The sequence below is a fragment of the Pseudomonas sp. LB3P93 genome, from assembly GCF_054898025.1.
Genome location: NZ_CM142713.1, coordinates 751,508 through 777,828 on the forward strand (window position 1 = coordinate 751,508; position 26,321 = coordinate 777,828).

Genomic DNA, 26,321 nt, shown 5'->3' on the forward strand with positions numbered 1-26,321 from the left:
CCTACATTTTCGCTACTTAGGCCGTGAGAGCAGTTCATGCGTCCAACGCCATGTACTGCATTTCCGCGTATTCTTGATTGACCAGAACACTGAGTCACCCCCCTCATAAATGACAAAACCCCGGCAGATCTTAGGATCTGGCGAGGTGTAGTCAGCAGGGCTGATTTAACAGCGTACCAATTTACAGCCTGTCAAAAATCGACCCTTTATGAGGGTAATAGATCTTTTCGTACAGACGGGTTGCATATTCATCTGTCATCCCAGAGATGTAGTCACAAACAACTCGCATCTTTTGGCTGGCACTATCCACGCTGACATATCGTTTCCGCGTTGAGGATGGCAAAAGCCTCTCTGGATCAGAGTTCAGCGCATCAAACAGTTCGATCACCAGTTTCTGACCTTTGAACTCCAACTGCTGAACATTGGGGCTCTCGATTACCTTGGTCATTACAAGGTTGAAGATATGCTCCAGCAATTTTTTATGATTTTCATCCATACATGCATTCCATTTGATCAGCCGTGTGGTTGCTGATGGCATTCCGGATTCTTTAACCACTGTATTGAGGATGAATTGGTGAACCAGCCCACCGATAGCTTTTTTGCGTTCGTAGCTTTCATCCGAGAACAGCTGATCAGCTAATTGGTTAACATCCCGCTCACAATTTATGAACAACACCGCCTTCCCTTGATTATGTTCATCCCAATACTTTCGGGTAATCATTCCTAAAGAGATAGCATCTTCAAGATCATGCAGGCTGTACGAAATATCATCCGCCAGCTCCATAATCGACGTATCAAGCCCCTTGTAGATTGGCTTCATGTGACCTGACTTATGCTTACGCCACGTCGTGAACTCGGCTTTTTCTGCCTCTGCTAGAGGTGCCAAAACCCAGTCCACTACATCCCGCTCATCATCCAGATAACACTTGGGCGGGTGCTGCTCTTTAGCTTTACACAGCCAGCGCTGAGCAGGGACTTGTCCGTACGCAGTCTCACCTACCAGTTCACTATACGGTGCGGGATACTTCAGTACGCCTAAAAGAAGGCGACGAGTTGGGTTTAGACCATCATCAGCAGTGTACTTATCCAGTCTCGACAGGATGCGTAATGTCTGGCCATTGCCCTCAAAACCACCGGAATCACGCATACACATGTTCAACGCAACTTCGCCACCATGCCCAAAAGGAGGGTGCCCAATATCGTGTGCCAGGCAAATAGAACTCATAAGTGCTGAACGCGGCAGAGCTTCGATGATTTCCTCTTTATCCTTATGGCGCTCTTTAAGCCATCGCACAATTCCAACACCAATCTGTGCCACTTCCATCGAATGGGTAAGGCGCGTACGATAGAAATCGCTTTCCCCTAAACCCAACACTTGTGTTTTGGATTGCAAACGACGGAATGCCGACGAGTGAATCAGGCGGGCGTAATCACGCTCCCACTCCGAGCGAACCTCACCGGTACGGCGCGGATCTTCTAACCGACGTTTTTCCCAAATATTTTCATTCATCAAAAACCTTCCCTGTCAGTTAATTTGAACTCTGCAACTGTCAACTGCGAATATTGCTGATCTGAGGAGTTAGTTGGACTCGATTGTACCAAACACCCTAACCAAGCCCGCCATAGGCCAGCCCCTCATAAATCAAAAACCCCCGGCGCTCTCGTGAGCAGGCGGGGGTTTTATCAGCAGGGCAGTGGACAGTTAACTCTGGCCGAACCGCTTAACTTTGGCCGAAGTGGCAAAACTTTGTCCACCTACAAACACCTACAGCAGCCAAGCAGCCAAGCAAGGATGCGATTTGTTTCGATGAAACCACAGCCATGCTCCATCACTTCGCCCATCAAATCGTCAGAAAGGGGCTCAGAGCATGGCGTGTGCCGTAGCTTCGGCTAAACAGAGCCTCTGTCCAAACTGAGACTCCATAAAGAAAAAAAACCGGCATTCGCCGGGGTTCTCAGTCTTGAGATGCGACACTAATTCCGCTGAAGTGCGACATTTAATATACCCGTCGACACTGGCGGTGTCATTCGAGCTTTCGGCAAAGCGGCGGATCAACTCTTCAAACACCAGGCCCATGTCGTGGTTGGAACCACTAGGCGTGTATTACCTTGAGAGCTGTAGTCCAGCGTTCAGTAAACGTCCGGCCAATACATCTTCCTGATCCCAATGCTTACTCGCAAGCACCGCCGGCTTCCGAGACGGCGCTCTCATAAGTGTCATGATCTGCGCGCACTTCTCGAAATTGGCGCGAACAGTCGTCGTTTAGGTCATGCCGCTTCGCGCAAGCCACCACATCCTCTGCTGCATCTTTCAGCAGGTTTACGGCTTCGCACGCAGCTACACACTGTTCCGATAGATTGCTGCAACTCCGCTTGACTGCGTCCATCACCTTAGCTACTAAGGTCTTTTCTTCCTGGGAGAGCGAGTCAAATTTACGCTTTCCGCTGACCACATCCGAATAGATCTGAAATGCATGTCTATTATTTGGGGGCATCGGGGTACCACTGAAAGTGACAGAAGCGAAGAGCATGAGTGCGCAAAGCAGGAGCAGCCGCATTGGTATGTCCTTCGATCTAGTGTCTGACGCCTTAGTCTGGACGAAGAAGCCAGGGTCGCATTCTCCTGACCTCAATGGGTAGACGAGAAATCGCTCCGATCAAAGCAGCGTGGCCACCTATAAACCAGTGCACCGTCAGCTGTCCTTGCCCGTATGGAGCATCAATGCTGATCGATATCTCGGCGCGCGCTTAGCTGTAGCATTCACTACGACTATGCTGTTGAGGTCAGCCGGGGAGTTAGCTAATCCTATCCACAGGCTGGCGGTTTCTGGTGGAGGTCGCTATGACCCGTACAGCCCAGCACAAATCTAATACTCGGCGAGGCCGTCCTCGGCTCGAAACACAACGGGCCCTCTATCAAATCAAGCTGTCGGGTTGGGATTTTACGTGGTCGTTCAGCCTAGCCCTGCCCAATAATTCGAGGGCTAACGAAGGTCATTATCACGAATATATGATCCTGACGCTGAAAGGCGAAGTGCTCTACCCCGAGGGTTTCAAATACCCAGAGGTCGAGTGCCAGCTCTATGCAGATCCTCGATTGGCGCAAGACTTAGATCCACCAAAAGGAATAGGGTCTATGTCAGCAAGCGGGACACGGTTGGTTGCGTATATAGCAGTACCCCGCGAGCGGATTGACGCTTTGGTTGGTGCAGCCGACCGACTACTGTCCTTAGAGTTGAACGCCACCCCTTTGCATTACCGCCGTGCGCGGGTTATGTCGATTCATTTAAGTACAGAGCCAGAGCCTGATTGGTGATCCCATTACCGGCTTAACTGGATGCCCTCTAGATGGGGCAAGCTTCCGGGACTTGACCCCAGTGTCGGTCGGTTGTGGTGCGCGAAATTTTCAGCTCTCCATCTCCGCATTAAACTGGTCACGGTGCTCTGTTCGGCATGCATCATGGATACTAAAAATTTGATTACGCGCTTTCTGGCGGTTCTTGGCCGAACTCAGCCTGTCATTTTCGGAAGCTCCGGTGCGGTAAATTAGTAATGCAGCTCTGCATCAGGAGGACACCGGCTAGTATCGTAAGGACGTATGAGTCCGGCAAAGTCACCTCGTCATCTGGCTGCCTCCGCCAAGTCCATACATGTCCACCTAAATGGGGCTCCATGTCTGGCTCTTTAAGCTGATTCCTCATGCAGCCAAAGCGATCTTTTGACCCTGTGAGAGGCGCTACATACGAAGTTTCTCAGCTATGGTCTATGAATGCCTGCAGAGCAATCGCAGTGAGATTCAAATGAGACTGATTGGAAGCTACATAAAGGGACTTTTCTACATTTTTGGCGCTTTTGCTCTCATCGGATCGCTACCAAAATGCAGCCCGCCACCACCTCGTGTCGACACCGCGAACATAGGTTCCGTTGGCGATTGCTTGCTACCTGGTATCCACGGTTCAGCTAGGTACTATAAGAACAAGGATGGTGTTGAATTCTGCGTAATGGCGGTGCTTGAGGGGGGGTGGAGCGCTGACGGTACTTACTACGGCCCAGAGTCGTGCAGACTTAACACCTACAATTTTGAAGGCCTCAGGTCAAAAGCAGATTTTGTCATTGGGAGACAGATGCTTTTGCCGGTCTCGCAGTCTGAAAACGTCTGTTCGACGTTTGTTCCCTACGCCGAATGGAAAGTTTTGAATACTGTTGTACAAGGTAAAATCAAAGCTCCTTCTCCACTGCTCGATACCAAGACTACAACCATTAAAAATCATGGTGACAGAGTTTCGTTCGGCGTTCAGACCCCACAGCTCGACACCTCCAATGAAGCTGTGCAGGCTCTGAAATTCCAAATCGAACGCGAGATACAGGACTTCATCCGCTACTACCGTACTGACTCGCCATTGGTTCAGGTTAGCATCACACCACCGAGTAAAAGTATCCTCGTGAAGCACTCAGTTTTGTGCCAGGGGGAGGGGCAAGCGGGTGCGCTTGCGTGGAAGTGTGACGATTCGCAACGAGTATTTTTGGACAACTCCACCAAGAAAATTATGGGAATGGAGCCTCAGATCCGCAAACAAGTCTACGATTTAATGGAAGCTCACATCTTGAGTAGTGCGGTCGTAAAGGCGGGAGCCAGTCCCGAATACCATCGCGACCATATGCTTACAGCTATCATCATCGCCTCGAACAAAATGAACCTTCGTCCTGAGAAGGAGCAGAAAATTCTGAAGGAATTTAAAATTACCCCAGCACAGCTGGCATATGTCAAATCTGAAGGCGAAGCCATTGGCTGGTTCGATGATTTCATCTCAGAGTACGAAAGCCATTTAATCCATAAGTGACAATACGCTGCTTCAGCGTGTCGGTTCTGCGCAGTGGCAGTCATCAGCCTCATCCAGTCGGCACGGTTGAATAGGCATGATTCATAATCCTATTAAAAGGATGTACTGGTAGGGTTGCCTATTCAGCGAACGAGCTGCCGCCGCGTAAGGACGCCTATACTCCGCTGGCAAAGCAATCGGAAACGGTGGATTTGATGAGCAAGGATAGAAATAGCCGGGAAGACCAGAGCCTGGGCGACAAGATGAAGGCCGGCGAGCCGATGATGGAGCGCGCGGTGCAGGCGTTACGTCGGTACCACGAAACGCAAGAAACGCAGCCTGCGGAGAAAGTGGAGAAGCTGCGCCACGAGACGGAAGCGCTGTTCGCTGTTGTTCACGAGTATCAGTGCCTAGCTCTTGGCGGGCCTTCACCTCGGTTGCATTGAGCGAAACCTACGATAGCGTATCTCGTCTCAAGCCGAACTCCTGAGCGAGCACCTAAACGCTGAACGCATTTAGTAAGTGGGTGGCCGACGCAGATTTCATTACCACCCGCGAGCACGGCCTAATACTCCTAGCGATCATGAGCTGTGAACCCGAAGCGGTAAACAGATGTGTTTTTCATTCTGACCACCAGTCCTTTTCCGCGCGCATCATTCCATATCCGTTGAACCAGCTCTCGATAGAAACGGTGAGTGATGTGACTGATGAGGTATCCGGGTAAAGAGGATCGAGCAGGTTCGCTTGTGCTGTTGCCCAGGCCGCCCATAGCGCAGTTTGTTGTTGAGTTTGATCCGGGGTATCGCCACCACCGGCATCGCAGGTTGCCTGGATGAATGCTCTCAGTCGCTGAGCCAGCTCCCAACGTTTTGTATTTTCCACGAGTCTGTGGCGTAGGCGCCTATGACTTTCTTCACGCTTGGTGCGCTCAAGTCGTACCGCTTCTTCAGCTATTCGCTCACGACGAGCCTCTTCATTCTTCAAACGCAGAGTTTTCACCGATTCGGCTATCGCCTCGAAACCGTCGAGAATGCTCGCCAGTTTCTCCTCGATTTTTCCGGTCTTGGTATCTGTCCAGTTTTTCCGCTTTCCGTAATCAGTACGTGCGTCAATCTGCAGGCTTAATTCGCCGGTGGAAGACCATTCAAATTGGGGCGAACGCAGCAACGAGAAATTAGGTTCCCATCGAGCATTGCGCTTTGGAGGGGGTGGAGGAGGTGGCGGGATAGCGTGTTTATTCAAGCGCTCCACAAGTTTGATTGCGAGGTGTTCGCCGTCGACCTCGACCAACGTTTTGTCGTCCGTGACCCTCCACCTGAAGCCGAGTACCTCGCTCTGTTTTATCAGAGTGTCGAAAATTAGTGCGCAGCGATCAATTAGTTCGGAGGAAATTCTCGCGTCGAGCACATGTTTGTCCGTGGTCACGAGATGGCCTTCATGGATCTTGGCCGATTTAACGCATTTCAACCACTTGATCACCAGTGGGTGAGGCGCAAGAAGGGTGTGAGGTACTTCGATGGTTGAACGGATTGTTTTCGGTTTTATAGGCGCAGCGTTTTGCAATGGAAGGGTGCTTCGATCCAAGACTCTAAAGCTGATGGACTGTCCGCCGACGGGAGGCTTAGGTTTGCCTGGGCGTTTTGAAACTGGTTTTGCCCAATGTCCTCGAGGGGGCAGAGCTAGGCCGGCTTTGCGACAGGCTTTGGAAAGCGCAACGTCTGAAATACCGATTTCTTGAGCCAGTTTCAGTACAGGTGTTTCCCAAGCTTTGTCGAACAGCTCCTTGGGAGTGAAGGTTACGATCTTGTACATAAACTTATCCGGCGTTTGGCGTTCCGGTACCAGCGTAGATTCCCTCGCTCCAATCTCAAGTCGAAGCCTGCGAGTCATTTCAAGTCTACGAGGGCGTAACTTTAGCTACCCAAGAGGCTTCTTTCGACGCGTGGGGTTAATTGGATTGAGATCAGGTGAACCAATCAGCCCCCACTTAAGCACAGCTCCTGGCGACCGCCACCATCCACCAGGAATCCAACGCTATACCAATTCCCCAGGGGCTGGTTCCCACGTCCGAGCGAGAGGAGGGTAGGTCAGTTCCCTGAGATCGCCGATGCCACAGCTACGGGTGCAACGCTGCCGCCTACAGGCTTCGGCCACACGAGTAACGCTGCTTTAAGCAGGGCTTTAGAGCGGTTCGCAATGGCATCGTCATCCCATGCTGCAAGCGCTGTCTGCTGAAAATAGGTATTCAACAGCAGAGCGCTTTGACCCAGTCGAGACCGTTTACCCAGAACCTGTTCACTACCTACACACTGGGTGTCGGCAAAGGGGCCGTTGCTGATAGAGCTGTTCAGCGGCTGAGTAAGTAACGTCAGGTTCCCAAAACCATGAACTACCGTCTCTCTGAACTGACGCTGTGCCTCGGTCATGTCTGTTATCTGGTATGTAGGCAGCTTTTCCCAGCTTTGCGGTATCACATGCTCGACGGTCAAATCAGACTGGGCTGGCACATGATTGCTCCCTTGCTGAGAGCCACGAGCCGCATACTCTAGCGCCCGCAGGACACCGCACGTTTTAACGGGGCGAAGCTCCTTGTAAACCGGACGATGACACCACTTGTCACTAAAGAGGCTGTCATCCGGCCAAACCTCGCTGAGTGCTGTCGCTGCTAGAAGCACTTTGCGTAAAGCTATGTGTGGGGCCTCGGGGGCGCTCAACACAGCTTGCAGTACACGCATGAAAAAGCGGTTATAGCCCTTGGTAGTCAAGCCGCAGACAGCGCGTCGTGTCAGATAGGAGGCCAAGTCGCCGAGAGCCTGTTTCAGCTCCGCGCTGTCGCTTGCCAACCGCTCGCGCAGTGCAAGGTAAACCGGTGTAACCGTACCCACGTCAAGTGATTTAACCAAGCGTGCAAACTCAGCCAAGTGCCCGGTACCCTCTGGAGATACCAGCTCCTGGAAGTGCTGGCTGGATGCAACAAGCTGCGCCAGCTCCACTTCAAGATCGCGTAGCTGCTTTAGCCACCATGCTTTGAATGACTGAAACACATGACTGGCTAGGGTAATTTCGTGGCTGCGCAGGATCGTGTAGTTGTAGAAGAACAGATCAATGCGCGGATAGGTCAAGCGACCCTGTCGCTCCTTTTCCCGCCAGTAGGCATTTGCCGAAACGCCCTGGCTGGTGGTCGCAACAAGATCAAATGGGCTCCAGTACCGTTCATATAGCTGTGGCACAGCTTGTCCCTGGCGAGCGGCTTCAAGGAACACGAAATTGCGTACTAGGTCAGACGCCAGCAGCGGTTCTCCACGCGCATTGAGCGTTTCGAAGATGACTTGAGGGTCGTCCTCGGCTTCCAAGGTCAGGGTCATGATCTGCACGTGGTCGGCCAATGCCATGTAAAGCGCCTGAGCGCGCTTCGACTCGAGCGGCATATGGGCTTGCAATGGCGACACGTCGTTATTACGGCGGATATCCGCGATCAGCGTATCCCCGAACGTGGGGTCGGCTGTAGGATTGACAACATCAGTGAGGTCAACACCCCGCATATAGGCCAGGCAGGCGTGGTAGAGGTACAGGTAGGTCTGCACCATCAGGGGCCGCTCAATCCGAGTGCGTACATCTCGTGCCGGATAAGTCGTGTACACGTCCTGAGCGTAAGTGGCGGTATCGCTCAGGTGGCGCATCTCGTCCTGCCCCGCCTGGGTTGGCCAAACTTTGTAATGATCTTCTGCGCGCTGGTAAGGGCCTGGGTTTCGCACCAAGCCATCGAGCATTTGCGGTATGGGGCTGTCTATCAGCTCACGCGCTGCCTGGCGGAAGGCGAGTAGTAGGAGATGTAAGGTCGTCGAACGCTGTTGGCCATCAATCACCTCGAAAGCTGGCGCTCTGCCGAAGCTGTTGGGCACAGGAGTCATCACAATTGAACCCAGAAAGTGCTTCTGTAACGGCTTCAATGCCGCCGTGGTGCCCGTTGATGCTAGCGACTGTTGCTCCAGCACGGCATCTGCACGGTCTTGGATGTCAGTCCACAGCGGGCCAACCTGCTTTTCCAGCGTCCAGACGTAACCCCGCTGAAAAATGGGAATCTGATACTGATGAGGGGTACTGAACAGGCCGGTGACGGTGGTTTTACTGGGTTGCATCCTGAAATCCTTGTCCGAGTTTCAAAAATAGGTGACCTCAGTCGTCTTATTCGATGTTGAGGGCAGGCAGAGCCTTGACGACCTTTTGGGTTTCCAAACTTACCGCCACCACACGCAGGAACAGCTCCAGTGGGTGCTTAGAGTTGCCCATAGTTTTCTATGGCCCAATTGTTGTGTCGTTGACGATACCGCTGGCTTTTTCCGTTTTTTACGCACTGGCGCTCCATCACCCAGTCCAGCGCGGCCTTGCCGTTGACCACATAGTCCCATGCCTCAAGCGGGATGCCGCGTAGAGTGATGCGCTGATTGTAGATCACGGTGGTCTGCGCAGTGTATTGGAAGCGTACTTCGATCCGACACTCTGAAGCGTCTCTTAATAACAGTTACAGCAATGCGGTTTTCGCATTAAGGCAACTGCTTAGCAACGCCCTCGAAGGCGAATGGCTTAACGTCAAACGCATCCTCCAGTTCATCCAGAGTGAGCAACCGACCTTTTGGTTTGTCGAGCGCCTGGGTGACCATGAGCATGCGCCAACGAGGATTTTCGAGGTATCGGTACTCATTCCTAGTCATGAAAAAATGGGGTATCGCATTGCTGGTTCCCTTTACCTCTACGTGTAGTTCTTCACCTGTTTTACGATCCCGAAAAATCAGGTCGTAGCCAAGGTTGAGCAGCTGGACATCCTGAATTTCATAACGTTTTCCATAGGCTGTAGATGCGTAGTCCACAGCCGCCATTTCCACCGCCTTTCTATGCTCGGCATCAGGAAAAGAAAACGTTGGTATTTGTACGTCAACAACGTCGACTTCAGAGGAGACGCTTACTATTTCCTGTGCAATCTCGGCGAAGTGCTGACGCCACTCTTGATCCTGACCAGGTCTGTTACCTCGAACGTAAACGATAGGCGACCTTTTAAAGTGAGCACCTGAAATTTCTGTCTGACGCAAAGGTAAGGGAATGATATTGGCTTTGTCGGCGCTAACGATGTAGCTAAAATTCTGTCCGTCTGCGTCTTTCGGAAATGAACCGTAGCGATACTCAGGCCGGTCGCGATAGCCCGTTTCAAAAGTCGCATTTTCGTAGTGCCCGACTACGGTCAAAGGGCCATCGCCATCTCGTGCCGCGACTAAAATGATTGTCCACCCGCTAAGGCGTAAGGGCTTCGGCGTTGCCTCATGCTCACCCATCGGAGGTATGTAGCCGTAGTAACGTCCGTCCGGAGCTTTTCTGAAATTGAAGCGTTCGTGCGCTTCAGCATAATCATTGATGTGGCGATGTCTGCCGACTACCTCTTCTCCTTGGTAGTCGACGGCCCAACCTGTTTTTAAAAATGCAATTCTGTCCATATATGCCTTTGAAATTTCTCACCGAAGCGTGAGTGAAATAATCGGTGTTTTGATTAGGTAATAGCACCTTCGTACCCAACAGGCTTCTTTCAACATAAGGGGTGAATTACTCCGGTGTCATCAACACAGCGAGCGTCATGTTGATGAACTCTTCATTTGTTCTGATCGTGTCCAGCGCACCGCGCACATTGCCTCCAACCTCACCCGATCCACGCTGCTCGACCCAGAGCGTAAGCTCCATGATCGCGGCTTCCAAGGCGAGCTGATTTTGATTGATCTTGACCAGTAGGGGCGGGAGTAGGTCTGCGTTCGACATTGTGATTCCTCCGTGGAAGAGATCAGCGTAGCAGGAGGAAAAATGAGGGGGGACGCTTTCAGAAGCCCATCCGCACCGAGCGGGCAGATCAGTGTCATCGAAGATCCCCGTTGTACGAAAAAATCCTGTGGTATCCGGGTAATGGATACCTGCCAACGAGACCTTGGCAATGCCTGATTCTCGATCAAAGTACGACAGGAAATGCCATCCACCCGTAGTGTCTCCAGTGGCTGGAAAATTGATTACGGCTTTCCCGGTGATGTAGTGCTCACGGGACACTCGGCATAGGTCAACATCGAAGTGAGGCATGCTCAACCTCTCCAGGTACTCTTGCAACATTGCACTGAGTGTTGAGGGCCTCTTTTATAGGTAATTCACATCACTCAATGCTCATGGGCATGTGAATGGATGGTCAGGGCACCAGGTACCTTGGTGCGTTCGAGCCCCCCACGTTCCAGCCACCGGAGGGTTTGCTCATAGGCGCGCTGCAGCAAAGACTCGGTCTGGTCAAAGTTGAACACCGAGACATCCACAGGGCACAAGGGCGGGACGATGTGCAGGCTGGTGAGAGTGCGGAAGTGTTCGATGTCGCTCACCAGTTGGCGCATGCTCATCAGATTGACGGTGTGCAGGGCTAAGGCGACCAGGCCTCGGGGCGGTTGTGTAAGGGCGCAACTCACGCCGGTGGGGATTACCACGACATTGGTGGCTCCTAAGGCTACGGCAGTCGAGATAGGTGTATTGCTTGCCACGCCGCCGTCAACCAGGAACTGATCGGCGATTTGTACGCAGGGGAACACCAGCGGGATAGCAGCGCTGGCCAGTAACGCCTGTTTGAGTTCGCCACTGGACAGAACAGTCTCGGCACCACTGAGCAGGTCGGTGGTGACGATGTAGAGGGGCAGCGTCGCCTCTTCAATGCGATGAATGGGCAGTGCCTGATCCAGCAATCGGTTCAAGGCCGCCGGCTGCAACAGAAAGCCACGCCGTTTGATCAGTCCCCTACAGGTATCGAGCCAGGAGAGGGGGAAGATGTCAGATTTACCTAGCCCGCGCCAGAAACCAGCGAGGGCCTCGACGCCATCTGAATCTGGCCTTGCGGCAAAGTAGGCACCATTGATAGCGCCTACCGAAGCGCCAACCACAATATCGCATCGAACATTGGCCTCGACCAAGGCCCGCAACATGCCCACCTGCACCGCACCCAAACTGCCGCCGCCAGCGAATACGATTGCGGTTTTGGTCGCCATGGTCGAGGTCTCGGTGCAGAAATGTATCGAATTAGTGTAGCTGGCGGGTCGGCGTTACTTCCGGATGCTCGCCACATGCTCGAGACGTCGCAAGCTCGGAGTTCCGAACGATGCCGAATCCCAATGGAAACGGGATCAATGCATAACGGAGCGCACTTCTACTGCGAGACTGCGCCCTGAGGGTTTAGCTGTCTGTGACAGCGAAGAGAAACTACGCCTCAAGACCACCTATCAGGCTCAAGAGGAAGCCGAGGTTGAGTGTCAGCGACTTAGCCTGGAGCACCTTCAAAACGTACTTTTTGAGCGTGAATCCACGACTGCGTTATAGGCATGCGGCTGTCCTATAAAGTCATCCGGCGCTTGGCGTTCTGGAACGGGTGGATCATAGGCTTAGGGACGCACGACATTCACCATTCCGACGTGGATGCTCGGCATTCAGGAGCGAACAAACAGCCTCTGCCTCCGTCCTGACTTTGAACACGCCATGCTTGCTGGCTGAACCTCCTTCGACAAGATCAACAACCCTGTATCGCTTGCTGCCATCCTCCAGTGTGGTGGTTTTAATCACTCTGAATCTTGCGTGCATGGTTGCTTTCCGTGCATGACATTGGTGACTTAGAAGTACCGGTAAAACAAGACGATTTCAAGAACGGGGCGGGCTTCAGCTGAGACAATTTATGACAGTGCACTGCGCTCGTCTTTGCGGGAGAGCGGCTTAGCAGTAGGTGGCTTGTCGAGGCATTTTCTAATAGTCGCTGCTTCGGGCCTCATGGCCCGGCTCGACGTAAACCCTGGACAGCAATTCTGCCTGAAGCATCCGTCGTATCTGGCAGGCTGCATCTTGGCGATCAGAACTACCAACTCTTGTGCAAATCCGGAAGGAGCTCACTTACCAACCAGTCTGGTAAGGCAACCTCAAGTGTGAGGAGGTCAGATGGCGAGCGCACTACGATATCGAGATTGATCAACCTGTTGAGCTGATCGCTTGCGTCTTCAGACTGAAGTCCGGTAAAAATCACGAACTCAGAGCGAGGAAGCGCGCCCTGGATCAACAGCGCGAGGAATGCTGGCGCAGTTTCAAATTTGATCCCTGCCTCTGTTAAGTACGGGTTTGCGCTGAACGCATGCGTAACAGATTCACGAAGTTTGGAACGACTCAGGGCTGCAGTCATGTAGTCCACCTCTTCATGGCAGACATCAAGCATGAACTCGATGAAGCCGAGAAGGGTTTTGTCTGATTGCTGGGCACCACCAGCAAGTTGACACTCCTGCGTACCACCAGTCATGTCCAGGGCGGCGTGATACTCCTCCCGTCTACGAGCTATGCCGCGAGACAGCGACCACAAGTGCGGATGCAACCCAATCTGAGCGAAATGCATATGAACGATAATTCTCGCCACAGCCGCATTGCCGTCAGAAATCGGGTAGTTTTGTAGAAGGTGATAATGGTGGGCTAGTGCCACCAGAATACGTCGACGGAGCTCAGTGCTTGCCCCCAGCGTAGACTGCTTGTTCGCTAAGTTGAGTGCATCCTTTAGAACCACCGACTCAATGTGGTGCCCGTCGATGATCTTTGAGTAATCGGCGTCAGAGTCCATCAGCAGGCTACTCACGCATGCTGCAGTTTCAGGTGCGAGCAGGCCGGCAAGGAAAGCAGTTTTCGTTACAAGCGCGTCTGCTCTCGCCAGTATCGACGGAGGAATCGAGTCGGGGAGGGCCGGGTTTGAGACATTCATGCCGCTGACATTATTCGCGCCTGGGTTGAAAGGCAATCCGAATGCCGCTGCAGCTGGCGTTCTTATACGAAGGTGGCTGCCCATCCTCAATAGTGCTTTGATTCAGGCAGTAAGGCCCGAATGGATGTCACCACATGATTGAACAGAGTTTTAAAATTAGATTTTCCGAGATCGAAACCGCAGTGCCATTGGCGCCAGGTCTCTATGAGATCGTAACTGACGAAGGAAAGCTGCTGAAGGTAGGAATCAGCGGCAATCTACGTCGGCGGCTAATTCAGCACAGGCAATCCAAGCAATCTCGTCTCAAGCTTAAGCACGGAGGAGATTGGAGCAATCCTAGTGACGTCATGAGCAAGCAGTCGATACTCGCGAAGCACTTGTACTTCTACTCGCCTGTCACTGTCTACGATTTGAAAACTGAAGCAGGTAGGCAAGCCTTTCTGGAGCAGCAGTGCCATCTGTTGGTAACCGTAGCCTTGACTCGGGGGGAGGCTCGCGAGATGGAAAGGCTGAAGGAGCAAAGCGGTGCATATCAGTTCGTGGGAGTCACGAAGACGCCTAAGCTAGGATGACTACGTTACCCGTCGAAATCACATTGTCCCGTGTCTGATAGGCCTACGCAGCGGGCAATGGGGATATCGCTAATTCGGGCCACCTGGCACGGCGTGGTGGTAGGTTTTCAGATGGAGGTGAAAGTGCTGTCATCGATCAAGGAATACCAACCAGGGCCCCAGATCCCACAAGGCATTTGGATTACCCTCGGGCTGCCGTCACGCGGTACCAGGCTTCATGACCTCGTTCACGAAGGACTGCCTTTCGAATACCTCGAACGGATAGCAAGCCTCTTGCAGGTGCCGCGAGGGGTTATCTCCAAAGCTATTTGCATGTCTCCCGCAACGATGGCCCGTAGGGCGAAAGCAGGGCGGTTTGACACCGTAGAAAGCGACCGCCTGGTTGCATTGGTAAGTCTCTTCAAAGAAGCCCTTTCCCTCTTCGAAAACGATAAGGCGGCAGCAACGAAATGGATGAGTTCTCCGGTTCGAGGGCTTGGATCGAAGCGTCCAATCGACATGCTGGGGACGAGGGTGGAAACGAAAGCTGTCCTGGATCTTATCGGTCGATTGGAGAGAGGAATTCTTGTGTGAGACTCGTTAGGCCAGGGCTTAGCGCATCTCTCTATGTGCTGCGAGGTGCTGCATCTCGGCTGTCCATAGTCGTAAAAACCGACGCCAATCTCTCGCATAGCAACCCTGCCGTAAACGGGTAGACCCAGTACTCGCTTCTTCAAAACGCGTCTTCCACGGTTCTGGTATGTGCTCGTCAAGCACGACTACAAAGTGGGATCCGCTGACGCCCTCGATCTCGGTTTCAGGGACACGTTCTCGTAGCTCATCAACCGACATGTCGACCGCATCGCCAATAGGGTCATCTCGATCTTGGCGCTCAATTTCATCAAGAATCGCAAGGTACAGAATCGCTCGATCAGATCCAGGCTGCAGTTTTTCTAAATCCCACAAAGCGTAGCGCCGTTTGCGTTCGCGTTGCCAGAGACGATTCGCGTCAATCATCATTATTGTCCGCTATTCCAGGCCACAGTGAGTTCGTCTATTCGATCCGCAATTTGAGGCTTTTTCGATAGGACAAGGCAGCGTGTGTTGCCGACAAATTCTTCTATCAGGTACACAGCGTCGCCGACATCCAGTTCGAGCTCCTGCAGCGCTTCATCAGGAATTCGAATCGCCCCGTCACCATCCCATTCTTCGATCATGATTTTCATAGGTGGCTTTCTCACGTGTGGTCTCCGTTGCTTTGAATCGGCAATGGTAAACCGCTTTTGCACACGGACTCAGAGCTCAGCGTGCAACCGTTCGAGCTGTTAACGCCCCCCAAGTACATAATAGGTCGACAGGATCAGCTCCGTCCCGCTGTCTGGATTCATGCGGCGGCCTACAGGGCAGGAGAGCTGAAGCTATCTAGGAAGTCGTGATTTCGGGCCCTCGGGCCCGGCTTGCGGTCACTTGCTACCAGATCTCAAAGCACGGTTCGGCCATACTGTCAGTTTTCAATTCTTTAGGTGTCCCCATGGCTACCGCAACGGTTAACTCACGAGGTCAAATCACAATCCCTGCTGACGTACGAGCTGCATTCGGGCTGCACCAAGGGGATAGAGTTGAGCTCGTTGAGCTGGAGGGCGGGCAGTTCGCGATGGTTGTTGTTACTCAATCTGTCCACCGGTTCAGGGAGATGATCCAAAAGCCGAAGACCACTGTGATTCCATGTTTATGGGCGAAGGTAATCCGTAGTTTTAGAGTGTTTAAGGGTTGATTATATTTGATGATTTTTGGTGTGATAAGATTTCATATCAAATTTCTCTTGCCAGGTATCTTGAAATTCTTTCAGTGCTGCAGGGAAAAGGCTATCTCCCTCTAGTCTGGCTTGATAGGAAAGTGCACTAATTCTATATCGAATAGAATCTACTTCAACAAAATTATAATCATCGTTCGCGGTGTTAAATGCTTTTGAAAAAATTTTGTATGTTTCATCATAGTATGGTGTTAGAGAGTTCACGCTCGCATGGCCTGTGAGTTTTATTATTTCTTCGCAAATTTTAATCTGGTAAGTTGGCGACCATAAATCACGAACTGAAACTTTATTCGCTCGATATTTTTCCATCGCAAACATGATTTGGCGGGTGATGAATCGATGTCTGTACATCGAAGCGCAAATCTTGACCTCAGATAGTCCAGCTGCATGAGCAAGTCTCCGAAAGTCAGCGAGTAATGACGCAGTCCTGATCGGGTTACCCTTTTCGCCGAGCATCATTGTACCAGGATCGCAGGTTATTATTTTGGCATTTATAAGAGCCTTAACATAATCTTTGCGTGCATCAAGATATTGGTTGAAATCAATAGAGTCTATAAGCGAGATCGGGAAGTTTCTAACCGGCGGGATTTTGCTTCTCTTCTTTTTGGTGGGTATCAGCAATTTTAACGTTATTGAGGTGTTAGAATTTTTTGCCAATGACATTTCAACTATTTCCGAAGGCCGGCAGCCGGTTCTATCTAGCATCCAGTTAAAAAAGACGCGGCGGCTATATAAGTACAGACGAGTTGCTTTTAAAATTGGGCACGCTTCGTTTTTATTGAAGCGAGATTTGGGTGAGCTAAGTGATAATTCAAGCTTTTTAAAAATCTCGTCTTCAATAAGAGAAATATAGCTTTCAGGCATCGCATGCTTATCACCAATAGTCGCTCCAAGCTTCGGTATCGATGCATGAGAGTTGTGGTATGTTCCCGTGTGTTTATTGAATTTTCTTTTAACCGTAATTGGTGCGCCGCTACCAGTTTCACCTATCAAATTTGTCTTGTGGTTCCGAAACGATCCTTGGTACCAGGTTAGGAATTCAATGGCTCTGCTACCAATATGACTGACTTGGTTAGTTCCTCGAGAGTTCTCAGTTGATTTATCCGTCAGCTCAGGGGGGGTATTTGGCTTGATATCCTTTTCAAGCTTGTTAACCCACTTCGATATCAGGCGATCTGATAAGTCATCAAAAGTTAGATTTTCTGAATAACAAAACCTAAGAAGGTGTGTAAGTTGAGATGCTAACGTGGCGCAAGAATCCCCAGTAGCATATGTCTCTTTTTCCATCAACCACAAGTTGATGAGAGTGCAAGGTTTACCATTGGGCCAGACCATAAGTGTTAAGGTAGGCATGATTTTAAAGTTTTTCTTGTCCTTGGTTTTTGTTTTCGGAGCATGTGTGGGGCTGATGTCGCTATTAGCCGGTAACACAACGTTTTTAAGTGTCCGATAAAGAGGGATGTTCATGGCATGCCACCCTGAATAACAGAAAAGTTTTTATGGGTAGAGACAAATGGGGAGCTTATCGCATCAAATTTTTCGCTAGACTCAGCAATTTTTCGCGCAATATTAAGTGAGGTAGACTCAGAAAGCGTGAAGTCTTTGTTTATGAGATCATTCAAAAAGCGGAGTAGTTCTATGTACGCAAGTGCGCAAATGTGGGCGTGAAGTAAAGCTGAGTTCTCTTGCTGTTCAAGTGTAAAGCTAGCATCAGTTTTTTTTGAGACGGGGATTGGACACAACTGTTCGTATGCATCTGATCGTAACTTTTTCAATAAAAGCCAGTGATCGGTTATGGCTGTTGCAAATGCTCTAGGGATGCCTACTTCCTGTGCACATGCTTTCAATGAATTGTATGCGATTTCTTCAAATACGCCAGGTACCGCAAGTGCGCAAAAAGTTCGCATGCTCTTAAGTGATGAAATTGCAGATTTCGATGCGGAGGCGTTTGAGTTTATTAATTGGGTAAGCCAATCATATCTTCTGCCAAGGTTTTCAATTGTTGAATTGCGCATCTGATTTACCTTCATATCTTATAGCAATGTCAGTTTCAAAAACTTCACCAGGGTAGCTCTCGAGCTGAATCATATAGCTCGTTATTTGAATATCGTTGTTAGCGAGCAATGACTCAATGAACGGTAGATACTCAGTTTGACGGCTTGCTCCAAGTTTGGAAACTTTGAAGTGTTTAATTACAGAGTTATAGAGCTTGGTTATCCCGGAATTACCTTCTGCAGGGATTTTTCCCAGTTCGTATGCTAGTAGCTTCTCGTCGATTGATTGGACTTGATATTTATTAATTTCGTCATCGTAAGGGTCACCAGCCAGGTAATCATCGAGGTGCTCTGTGGAGGTGTGTGCCATATGATATTGGAGGGCGTCGCGGACATTTAACTGCTCGTGATAATAAACAGTCATAACGAAGAATTTTCTAAGCTCATGAATCGCGGGGTACCAGCGCCGACCGTATTCGTCTAATGGCACACTTATCATGTCGCCAAAATAATTTATGCATCGGTCAATTCTTGCAGACGTTGTTTTTCCAGTGGGTTTACTGAAAGAGGAGATGTTTGGGAAGTAAAATAGATCCTTTCCATGGCTGGAAGAGTCATTGAAGATGGCCGATAAACGATCTCCTAGTCGCTGAAGTTTTTGAATGGTTATGGTTGCGACGTAAGGAATTGGTCTGCGTACAAGAGAGTTATAACCATGGCTACCAGATTTTTGATTTATATGAGTTAGAAACGCCCCGCTATCGCTGAATCTCGACTGCGCGTCTACCTCATCAAAGCCTAAGGAATGTATCTGGAGTTGTAGATTGCTTTCATTTTCATAATTTTCTTTATAGGCATTGATACTTAAAGCGTTTCGTTTGAGTTTACTAACCTCTTGTTCGCGCATCGGCTTCATAAGCGCAATTACTATAACGCATGCGCCTATAAATGCCTGTATGACTGCGGTGAAGCATCTCTGTCCGTCCACAGTGTTTCTTTTTATTTTAGCGTTAAATTTGGTGATATTTAGAGCAGAGGTGAGAGGTTCGGCGGGAGTGTCGTCGAATGATCTAGTGTGAAATCTTGATGTTAGCATTTCGAAATAGGGTTCAATATTCTTTTCGATAGCATATGTAGGGATAGGCCCGTCATTAGATTTCTTAGCGTGTTCAAGTTCTTCAGCAAACATTATTGTTGCATCAATAATTGCATCGCCGTAACGCATAATCCACTCGATTGCTTTTTCCAGATAAAGTATTCCTATTGTGTAAGGGATTTTCAGTGTGTGCCCGCTAGGGGCCAGATTTTCAGAGAATTTATGTATTAAGGGTTTGGGCTGGATTTCGAGTTTTGGAATTGAGTTCGGATTGAAAGTGCTACCTAAAAAAAAGGTTTGGAAAGCGTATATATGTTCTTTGAAAGACTTTATATCTACCTTGTGCCTAGATGCATCGTTCAAAGTGAGTGTTTTATGTGAAAAGCATTCAGAGTCTGGACGGGCGGAGTCCACCAGCAAAAAAGCATTAGCTATTTTGGGCTCAAATTGTCTGAGAAACAAACGAAATGGGATGCTTTTGAAGGCACTCCAGTGCGTCCCTAAGAAGCTGCAAAGTAATTTTCTGGAGAATGTTCCAATTACAATCGACTTGCCAACTCCTTGGCTCCTCGCTTTGGTGTAATTCCCGCTTTTTTCTAGCCAATCACATGTGTCGCTAATGAAGTTTTCTGGTAAGTTATTAATATCTTCGTAGAGATATTCAGGTGCTGGGGTTCCGTATACTTTTATATGAAGAAAATTTATAACTCGGTCTGGAAATTTTAGCGCGCAAGCCCAGCTACCAATACTTAAATCGTGAAAAATTATTTGTATGTTGTTCTCATTGATTAAGCTAAAGCCATGTGTTTTTGGCTTAAATTCTTCTTCGTATAGTATGACAAGGTGTGCAAGGTTGATCATCCATTTTATTTTTTTTCGCCACAGTTTTGGTGCGATATTTACAGGGAGTAGGCCACTCCGTAATTCAAATGCTAATTTTTGTAACGGTTCCAGGATTGCTCTATTTCCATCATTCGTCAGAAGGGTTCCGTCAGGCAGCATATATTCGAAGTCGATAACTATTGTTTTCTCATCTGTGCCTGATGTGGTTATCCACTTTTTACTGCCGATACCACCCTCGAGTAGCCACGATGACTTATAAATAATACTTTTCTGCTCAAGAATCTTTCTAGACCGCTCTATTAGCAATGCTATGTGTTTCTCGGTGTTTAAAACGCGTCTTGCGTTTCTCGTGGCCATTTTGGTTTCTCATAGACTGAAAATGTTTGAAACTTTTATGTTCCTCACTCGTTGTTCCGCAATCCTTAGAGCCTTTTTATGCGTTAAGGAAAACTCCAAAAGAGATTTGCCCTTAATTGACGATTGAATGGCGTTCTCTACTTCGCTTGAATACTTATTTTCAGCTGCGTCCGAAATCAAATCCGCAAGGTAAATAAAAGACTGGGGCGTCAATCCAGTTGCTTCGTCGGTTAAGTTGAGCTGGTCATGGTCTAAATTCTTTTTTGAATATTCGGCATAGGCGTACAAATTCCCTAAACTTTCAGGGCACAGATTTATTCGTAGATTGCGTTCTATTAGCGGTGTGAACATAATTTCTGAATGAGGAACACTGCCGGATAATTTTCTGTGTATGTCTGCTGCCATAGCATCTTGGCCGGTAGCTTCAGTTAACATTTTTGCAATGAATTTTAGAAGGTCTTTTTCGCTCTCAAAATCACTTATCTCTAAGAGCCATGGCTTATTGGCGGTTGAAACTATCACCATTTTTTGTTGAAATACTCTTACTCCTTTTATTGCATGCCGTGCAATCAACCAGTTGGGTATGTAGCTGCTTAAGACTGTTTGTGCTGTATTTCCCAGCAGTTTCGCTACCGCGTTAATGCTTCCGGTGTTTAAAAACTCAATGATTCCTTGAGTCACGCGTATACTTGAAAGGTTGAACGTGTCTTTGCTCAGGTTAATCTTTGCAAGATCATTTTTTATCGTGTCATATAGATTTAGGCCTATATCGCCAGTGATTATCTTGTCGATATTTCCTGGGCTCATGGCTCCATATCTCGTAACAGTTATAAATAAGTATCGAAAAGAACTCGAGTTCGGGCTGTTCTTTATTTTTTCACGGCCTTTTTTAGTCGCTTCAACGAGCTGTTTGAAAATTTTTGCGCTTTTCCCGTTAAGGATTGATATTTTTCTAGATCTGGCCCGAGGTTTATCAACTCCGAATATCAACTGCTTCTCATCTGAAGCTAAGTGTAGGTATGGCTTGTTCCCCACTGTGAGTAAATTTGCCGACTGCAGTCCCATAGATGGGAAGCAGGGGTTGTCCTTGATGATTATGCATGCAGCGGCGGCACAGTCTCGAGCTGATAACATGCCTAAGGCTCGGCATATTTTTTCATTTGATGAGGTTTCTAGAAAGCAGTAGTTGTCGAGTATTTCGTTCAGGCCATTTGTGATGTCCTTTTTTTTTGCAGTGGTTGTCATTGCTTTCAATAGAGGTATTTTACTCATCGACTCGAATGATATGGCATTGAGTAATTTTGTTTTTGTAAAGTAGTAATCAACAACAGCGAGAAACCAAGCTGTACGTTCCCTTAAAGGAAGTTTTGATATTTTCTTTGCTTCCTGTACTGGGCTAGCAGAGTTTATGATAAGTGATATTTTGTAAGTTGGAATGTTTTTGATAAGTTCGCGTCCTATTTCGTGGGCGCTGATAAGGTTGTTCCAGTATTTCTGGCAAGCGCTGTAAACGGTTTCGTTTATTAAATTTAGCTCGCGTAAGATGTCGCCTAAAAACTCTTCGTCCGTTTTATTTAGCTCGGTGCTAATGAAGCATCTTTTTGGCCATTCAGATAACGAGCAAGCTGGGGTGGGGGAGATTAAACAACCTGCACCAAGAGGTGGCGTATCTTCTTTTCCCGCTTCAATGATTTCGGACTTTCCACTGGCAGTTGGTATTATGATGTTGTGACAAATGACTTTATCAATTATTAGTCGTTCATAAAATCTTGTAGATCTCTTCCAGTCTTCCTTCCAAGTTTCAAAGGTGATGTCCACGTTTATTCTTTTTGCTGAGAAGGCAAAATGATCAACGATGAATATTTGCCACTCTTCTGAGAGCTTGGCCGGCAAGTCTTGTTTTGTTTCTTCAGAAAACAGCATTACTTGCTTCAATGGTTTTAAATTTGCACTGAATGTGTCAAGTGCTGCTGTATGACACATATGTATAATCGAACTGCAAAGCAAGTGGATGTTAGACTCGCTCATGTACTTTGAGGCTAATACGCTCGAATCTCTACGCCCTTTACCTGATCGTGGGGCCGGATGAGTAAATGTTATCTCGCCGTTGTAATCGTAGGTGTAAGTAGTCATGGGTTTTTGAGGGCTCGAAATGATTCGAGCTAACAAAGTTAGCTGTTTGAAGTATTGATTGCGGGTTGCTGACTAACCTACTGCCCTGATCCAGGGTTGTCAAATTTTAACTATATGTTAGACGCTAGAGATAATATTTTGACTATATGTTAGACGCTAGGGGTTAAATGTTAACTATATGGCTCGCTATGAGTTAGATATAAACTATCGATCCTAGTGTGAGTGTTAGGTGTGAGGTTTTTTCTTCACTCATACTTTGAATTTGACACTGATTTCTGTGTATACAAAATTATCATGCTCGACATCAACGGCATTCTCGGCCTGGCCGCGTTGATGGGCGGGATCAAGCATGGCGAACAGTCTTATAACGACGACTCGGCCCGCAGTTACAGCGTGATGATCCTCACCGCCATGGGCGTTTCCATGGTGGTGCCGGAGTTCATCCCCGAGGCCAACTGGAAGCTGTATTCGGCATTCACCATCGGCGCGATGGTCGTGCTCTACACCCTGTTCCTGCGCATGCAGGTCGGGCCGCACAGTTACTTCTTCAGTTACAGCTACCCGGAAAAACGTCGCAAGAAAGCCCCGGAGGAGGAGCCTGAACCGGTCAATCTGGCGCTGAGCATCGGCACGTTGGTTTTCGGCGTGGTGGTCATCGGCGCGTTGGCCGAAGTGATGTCCAAGACCCTTGATCTAGGCCTGGAAGGAACGGGCGCACCGCCGGTGATTACGGCGATCCTGGTGGCGGCCATTTCTGCAGCGCCGGAGATTCTGACCGCGTTGCGCGCGGCCCTGGCCAATCGCATGCAGTCGGTGGTCAACATCGCCATGGGCGCGTCACTGTCGACGGTGATCCTGACGGTGCCGGTGATGGAAGCGATGGCGCTCTACACCGGCCAGCCGTTCCAGATGGCAATGACCCCGGTGCAGACGGTGATGATCTTCCTCACCCTGATCGTCAGCGCGATCAACCTTAACGACGGCGAAACCAATGCCATCGAAGGCATGACGCATTTCGTGTTGTTTGCGACGTTCATCATGTTGTCGCTGCTTGGCCTTTAGAGCTGCCACAAACCAATGTGGGAGCGGGCTTGCCCGCGATGAGGCCATCACATTCAACATCTCTGTTGACTGACAGACCGCCATCGCGGGCAAGCCCGCTCCCACAGGGTTAGTGTTGTGTCAGGTGCCGGCGATCAACTGCCGGGCCGCCTGGCTGTGATCGGCAATCAACCCCTTCAGATCCAGCCCCTCAACCTGCCCATCAATCACTCGCCACTTGCCGCCAATCATCACCCGATCCGCCCGGTCCGCGCCGCACAGCAGCAACGCCGATACCGGATCATGGCTGCCGGAGAAGCGCAGCTCATCCAGCTTGAACAACGCCAGATCCGCCTGCTTGCCCACCGCCAGCTCGCCGATGTCGGTGCGCCCCAGCAAACTCGCCGAGCCCTTGGTCGCCCAGCCCAAAACCAGTTCCGGCGTGATCTTTTCCGCGCCATAACGCAGCCGCTGAATGTAAAGCGCCTGACGGGTTTCGAGCATCATGTTCGACGCATCGTTGGACGCCGATCCATCCACGCCCAGACCTAGTAACGCGCCCGCAGCGGTCAGGTCCAGCGTCGGGCAAATGCCGGAAGCCAGGCGCATGTTTGAACTCGGGCAATGGCAAATCCCTGTGCCCGCGGCGCCGAGGCGGGCGATTTCGTCCGGGTTGAAGTGGATGCCATGCGCGAGCCAGGTGCGTGGGCCGAGCCAGCCGACGCTGTCCAGGTAATCCACGGTGCGCAAGCCGAAGCGTTGCAGGCAGAAATCTTCTTCGTCGAGGGTTTCCGCGAGATGTGTGTGCAGGCGCACATCGAGTTTGTTCGCCAGTTCGGCGCTGGCGGACATGATTTCCGGGGTCACCGAGAACGGCGAGCACGGTGCCAGGGCGATCTGGATTTGCGCGCCATCGCCGCGCTCGTGGTATTCGGCGATCAGACGCTGGCTGTCGTCGAGAATCACTTCGCCTTCCTGCACGGTCTGCTGCGGTGGCAGGCCGCCGTCCTTTTCGCCGAGGCTCATGGAACCGCGCGTGAGCATGGCGCGCATGCCCAGTTCGCGGACGCTCTCGACTTGCACGTCGATCGCGTTTTCCAGGCCTTCAGGAAACAGGTAATGGTGATCGGCGGCGGTGGTGCAGCCGGACAGCAGCAACTCGGCGAGCGCGACTTTGGTGGCGAGGGCGAGTTTTTCCGGGGTGAGTCGCGCCCAGACCGGGTACAGGGTTTTCAGCCACGGGAACAACGGCTGATTGACCACCGGCGCCCAGGCGCGGGTCAGGGTTTGATAGAAGTGGTGATGGGTGTTGATCAGTCCCGGAAGGATCACGTGCTCGCGGGCATCGAACACTTGTCCACAGGGTGCGGACGGTTGCTGGCCAGCGGCGAGCACTTCGACGATCACGCCGTCTTGCACCACCAGACCGCCACGGGCATCGAGGCCATTGGCAGTGAAGATCGCGAGGGGATTTTTTAACCAGGTACGGGTCGCAGGCATGTTGGCCGGCTCCTCTGAAAGTGGGTTCAGGTTAGCCAGCTCAGTGATTACCCTGTCTGCTGATCCAGGGTCGCCGCGGGGACGAAGTGCGGAGTTTCAAACAAAACGGCTTTGCCGGCAAGCCCGGCCCGACCAGACGACGCAAATCCTGGGTATGCAATGATCCCCTGTGGGAGCGAGCTTGCTCCGGGCGGCGTTCCGACGATGACGGAGTGTCAGTCGACATCAGTGGTGTCTGACACTCCGCTATCGCGAGCAGGCTCACTCCCACAGGGGGCGGCGGTGTTTACCAGGGAATCGTTTCACCCCGGTAGTTCACAAAATGATGCCCACCCTTGCCGACATAGGCATTCACCTGATCAACCAACCCACGCGTGCTGGTTTCCACATCGATGTCGGCGCCTTCACCGCCCATGTCGGTCTTCACCCAGCCCGGGTGCAACGACAACACGGTAAGTTTTTGCTCGCCCAACTGAGTCACGAAGCTGTTGGTCATGGAATTCAGCGCCGCTTTACTGGCCTTGTACAACGCCAGCTCCGGCGCGTCCGGCATGGTCACGCTACCCAGTACCGAACTCATGAACGCCAGCACGCCGGTATCCGGGCGAATCTGCCCGGCAAAACGTTGTGCCAGGTTGATCGGCGCCACGGCATTGGTGAAGAACAATTGACCGACCTCGGCCAGCGTCGCACCGCCCGGTGTCTGCACCTCCGGTCCCTTGACCCCGGCATTCACGAACAGCAAATCAAACACTTCGCCCTTGAGCTGTTGGCTCAGGGCGATGACGGCCTGCTGATCGTCCATGTCGAGCTTCTCGATCCGCACCTTGCCCAACGCTTGCAGCGCCTCGGCGTTTTGCGGATTGCGCACGGTGGCGGTGACTTGCCAGCCGTCGGCCAGCAGGGTTTTCACCAGACCGAGGCCCAAGCCCCGGGAGGCACCGATGATGAGTGCGGTTTTTGCCTTGGACATGAGTGGCTTCCTTGATAAATGAGGATCATGGACGCAGTGGACAGCGTTGCCCGAGCCGTTGTTGCAACTCGTGGCGCAATGCACCGAGTTCGTCCATACGGGTTTCAATCAGCTTGAGCTTGTCTTGCAGCAATTGCGTGACGGCGGTGTCAGGGTCTGGCGATTGCCATATCGCGGCGACGCTGTTGCCGATCTCTCCAAGCGTAAAGCCCAACCGCTGAGCCGTCTTGATGTACAGCACCAGTTGCACCATGTCTGGCGGGTAATCGCGATAGCCGTTGGCACTGCGTTGCGCCGCGATCAGTCCGCGTTGCTCGTAGAAACGCAGTGTGTCGCGGCTGACGGCGCTGGCCTGGGCTAATTCACCGATGCGCATCATGACGTCTCGAGAGGGGCTTGACCCTGGAGCATA

At 50.6% G+C, this 26,321-nt stretch carries 23 protein-coding genes and 3 pseudogenes; 7 read left to right on the forward strand and 19 right to left on the reverse strand.

Annotated elements, in window-relative coordinates:
* Nucleotides 1–181: 181 nt before the first annotated feature.
* Together ACYZT8_RS03230 and ACYZT8_RS03235 are read right to left on the reverse strand one after the other, a co-directional pair.
* Nucleotides 182–1,510, reverse strand: coding sequence for an anti-phage deoxyguanosine triphosphatase (locus tag ACYZT8_RS03230; RefSeq protein ID WP_461979194.1), 1,329 nt, complete (start codon nucleotides 1,508–1,510; stop codon nucleotides 182–184).
* A 661-nt stretch (nucleotides 1,511–2,171) separates the two neighbouring features.
* Nucleotides 2,172–2,558, reverse strand: coding sequence for a hypothetical protein (locus ACYZT8_RS03235; RefSeq protein ID WP_461979196.1), 387 nt, complete (start codon nucleotides 2,556–2,558; stop codon nucleotides 2,172–2,174).
* 284 nt (nucleotides 2,559–2,842) lie between these two features.
* Here ACYZT8_RS03235 and ACYZT8_RS03240 point away from each other — a divergent pair, with 284 nt between their 5' ends.
* From ACYZT8_RS03240 to ACYZT8_RS03250, 3 genes are all read left to right on the forward strand, one after another.
* On the forward strand, nucleotides 2,843–3,316 hold the full coding sequence (locus ACYZT8_RS03240; RefSeq protein WP_461979198.1) for a hypothetical protein: 474 nt from the start codon (nucleotides 2,843–2,845) through the stop codon (nucleotides 3,314–3,316).
* 484 nt (nucleotides 3,317–3,800) lie between these two features.
* Nucleotides 3,801–4,841 (forward strand): hypothetical protein, encoded by a 1,041-nt coding sequence (locus tag ACYZT8_RS03245; protein ID WP_461979200.1) that lies wholly within the window; start codon nucleotides 3,801–3,803, stop codon nucleotides 4,839–4,841.
* 194 nt (nucleotides 4,842–5,035) lie between these two features.
* The gene (locus ACYZT8_RS03250; RefSeq protein WP_461979202.1) at nucleotides 5,036–5,266 is read left to right on the forward strand and encodes a hypothetical protein; all 231 of its coding nucleotides are present in this window, start codon (nucleotides 5,036–5,038) and stop codon (nucleotides 5,264–5,266) included.
* A gap of 175 nt (nucleotides 5,267–5,441) precedes the next feature.
* Here the strand turns inward: ACYZT8_RS03250 and ACYZT8_RS03255 are convergent, their stop codons facing one another.
* The 8 genes and pseudogenes from ACYZT8_RS03255 to ACYZT8_RS03290 form a co-directional block, all read right to left on the reverse strand.
* Nucleotides 5,442–6,632, reverse strand: coding sequence for a hypothetical protein (locus ACYZT8_RS03255; protein ID WP_461979204.1), 1,191 nt, complete (start codon nucleotides 6,630–6,632; stop codon nucleotides 5,442–5,444).
* A gap of 275 nt (nucleotides 6,633–6,907) precedes the next feature.
* The gene (locus ACYZT8_RS03260; protein ID WP_461979206.1) at nucleotides 6,908–8,959 is read right to left on the reverse strand and encodes a DUF262 domain-containing protein; all 2,052 of its coding nucleotides are present in this window, start codon (nucleotides 8,957–8,959) and stop codon (nucleotides 6,908–6,910) included.
* Between the two features lie 46 nt (nucleotides 8,960–9,005).
* Nucleotides 9,006–9,285: pseudogene (locus ACYZT8_RS03265) on the reverse strand (type ISP restriction/modification enzyme); the annotation flags it as partial.
* Nucleotides 9,286–9,364: 79 nt separating this feature from the next.
* A complete protein-coding gene (locus tag ACYZT8_RS03270) occupies nucleotides 9,365–10,306 on the reverse strand; it encodes a protein NO VEIN domain-containing protein (RefSeq protein WP_461979208.1) in 942 nt (313 codons plus the stop codon).
* Nucleotides 10,307–10,412: 106 nt separating this feature from the next.
* Nucleotides 10,413–10,622 (reverse strand): hypothetical protein, encoded by a 210-nt coding sequence (locus tag ACYZT8_RS03275; RefSeq protein WP_461982358.1) that lies wholly within the window; start codon nucleotides 10,620–10,622, stop codon nucleotides 10,413–10,415.
* A gap of 57 nt (nucleotides 10,623–10,679) precedes the next feature.
* Nucleotides 10,680–10,937 (reverse strand): annotated as a pseudogene (locus tag ACYZT8_RS03280) (hypothetical protein); the annotation flags it as partial.
* 68 nt (nucleotides 10,938–11,005) lie between these two features.
* Nucleotides 11,006–11,872: a patatin-like phospholipase family protein gene (locus ACYZT8_RS03285; RefSeq protein WP_461979210.1), complete on the reverse strand. Its 867-nt coding sequence runs from the start codon at nucleotides 11,870–11,872 to the stop codon at nucleotides 11,006–11,008.
* An 854-nt stretch (nucleotides 11,873–12,726) separates the two neighbouring features.
* The gene (locus tag ACYZT8_RS03290) at nucleotides 12,727–13,692 is read right to left on the reverse strand and encodes a Fic family protein (protein ID WP_461979212.1); all 966 of its coding nucleotides are present in this window, start codon (nucleotides 13,690–13,692) and stop codon (nucleotides 12,727–12,729) included.
* Between the two features lie 50 nt (nucleotides 13,693–13,742).
* On the opposite strand from ACYZT8_RS03290, the gene ACYZT8_RS03295 reads away from it, so the two are divergent.
* Together ACYZT8_RS03295 and parS are read left to right on the forward strand one after the other, a co-directional pair.
* Nucleotides 13,743–14,180, forward strand: coding sequence for a GIY-YIG nuclease family protein (locus ACYZT8_RS03295; protein WP_461979214.1), 438 nt, complete (start codon nucleotides 13,743–13,745; stop codon nucleotides 14,178–14,180).
* 111 nt (nucleotides 14,181–14,291) lie between these two features.
* The gene (parS, locus tag ACYZT8_RS03300; protein ID WP_461979216.1) at nucleotides 14,292–14,753 is read left to right on the forward strand and encodes a type II RES/Xre toxin-antitoxin system antitoxin; all 462 of its coding nucleotides are present in this window, start codon (nucleotides 14,292–14,294) and stop codon (nucleotides 14,751–14,753) included.
* 18 nt (nucleotides 14,754–14,771) lie between these two features.
* Here parS and ACYZT8_RS03305 read toward each other — a convergent pair whose 3' ends face one another.
* Together ACYZT8_RS03305 and ACYZT8_RS03310 are read right to left on the reverse strand one after the other, a co-directional pair.
* Nucleotides 14,772–15,179, reverse strand: coding sequence for a hypothetical protein (locus tag ACYZT8_RS03305; protein ID WP_461979218.1), 408 nt, complete (start codon nucleotides 15,177–15,179; stop codon nucleotides 14,772–14,774).
* The gene (locus ACYZT8_RS03310) at nucleotides 15,179–15,385 is read right to left on the reverse strand and encodes an AbrB/MazE/SpoVT family DNA-binding domain-containing protein (protein ID WP_461979220.1); all 207 of its coding nucleotides are present in this window, start codon (nucleotides 15,383–15,385) and stop codon (nucleotides 15,179–15,181) included. Before ACYZT8_RS03310 ends, ACYZT8_RS03305 begins: the two co-directional genes overlap by 1 nt.
* Nucleotides 15,386–15,690: 305 nt before the next feature.
* Between ACYZT8_RS03310 and ACYZT8_RS03315 the strand changes: the two genes are divergently transcribed.
* Nucleotides 15,691–15,933 carry an AbrB/MazE/SpoVT family DNA-binding domain-containing protein gene (locus ACYZT8_RS03315; protein WP_461979222.1) on the forward strand — a complete coding sequence of 81 codons (243 nt, stop codon included), beginning with the start codon at nucleotides 15,691–15,693 and terminating at the stop codon, nucleotides 15,931–15,933.
* On the opposite strand, the gene ACYZT8_RS03320 is transcribed toward ACYZT8_RS03315, so the two are convergent.
* Genes ACYZT8_RS03320 through ACYZT8_RS03335 form a run of 4 tightly spaced genes read right to left on the reverse strand, consistent with a single transcriptional unit; the run spans nucleotide 15,934 to nucleotide 22,185 of the window.
* The gene (locus tag ACYZT8_RS03320; RefSeq protein WP_461979224.1) at nucleotides 15,934–17,439 is read right to left on the reverse strand and encodes a hypothetical protein; all 1,506 of its coding nucleotides are present in this window, start codon (nucleotides 17,437–17,439) and stop codon (nucleotides 15,934–15,936) included. It lies immediately after the preceding gene.
* Nucleotides 17,436–17,987 carry a hypothetical protein gene (locus ACYZT8_RS03325; protein WP_461979226.1) on the reverse strand — a complete coding sequence of 184 codons (552 nt, stop codon included), beginning with the start codon at nucleotides 17,985–17,987 and terminating at the stop codon, nucleotides 17,436–17,438. The genes ACYZT8_RS03320 and ACYZT8_RS03325 overlap by 4 nt, the downstream gene beginning before the upstream one ends.
* Nucleotides 17,968–20,262 carry a hypothetical protein gene (locus ACYZT8_RS03330; protein WP_461979228.1) on the reverse strand — a complete coding sequence of 765 codons (2,295 nt, stop codon included), beginning with the start codon at nucleotides 20,260–20,262 and terminating at the stop codon, nucleotides 17,968–17,970. Before ACYZT8_RS03330 ends, ACYZT8_RS03325 begins: the two co-directional genes overlap by 20 nt.
* Nucleotides 20,263–20,271: 9 nt before the next feature.
* Complete coding sequence (locus tag ACYZT8_RS03335) at nucleotides 20,272–22,185, reverse strand: hypothetical protein (protein WP_461979230.1); 1,914 nt, start codon at nucleotides 22,183–22,185, stop codon at nucleotides 20,272–20,274.
* Between the two features lie 489 nt (nucleotides 22,186–22,674).
* On the opposite strand from ACYZT8_RS03335, the pseudogene ACYZT8_RS03340 reads away from it, so the two are divergent.
* Nucleotides 22,675–23,457 (forward strand): annotated as a pseudogene (locus ACYZT8_RS03340) (calcium:cation antiporter); the annotation flags it as partial.
* 120 nt (nucleotides 23,458–23,577) lie between these two features.
* Here the strand turns inward: ACYZT8_RS03340 and ACYZT8_RS03345 are convergent.
* The 3 genes from ACYZT8_RS03345 to ACYZT8_RS03355 all read right to left on the reverse strand — a co-directional run bounded on the left by ACYZT8_RS03345 (nucleotide 23,578) and on the right by ACYZT8_RS03355 (nucleotide 26,285).
* A complete protein-coding gene (locus ACYZT8_RS03345) occupies nucleotides 23,578–24,936 on the reverse strand; it encodes an 8-oxoguanine deaminase (protein WP_461979232.1) in 1,359 nt (452 codons plus the stop codon).
* A 286-nt stretch (nucleotides 24,937–25,222) separates the two neighbouring features.
* Entirely contained in the window at nucleotides 25,223–25,909 is a 687-nt protein-coding gene (locus ACYZT8_RS03350; protein WP_461979234.1) for an SDR family oxidoreductase, read from the reverse strand.
* Between the two features lie 25 nt (nucleotides 25,910–25,934).
* A complete protein-coding gene (locus tag ACYZT8_RS03355) occupies nucleotides 25,935–26,285 on the reverse strand; it encodes a MerR family transcriptional regulator (RefSeq protein ID WP_438659797.1) in 351 nt (116 codons plus the stop codon).
* Nucleotides 26,286–26,321: the final 36 nt, after the last annotated feature.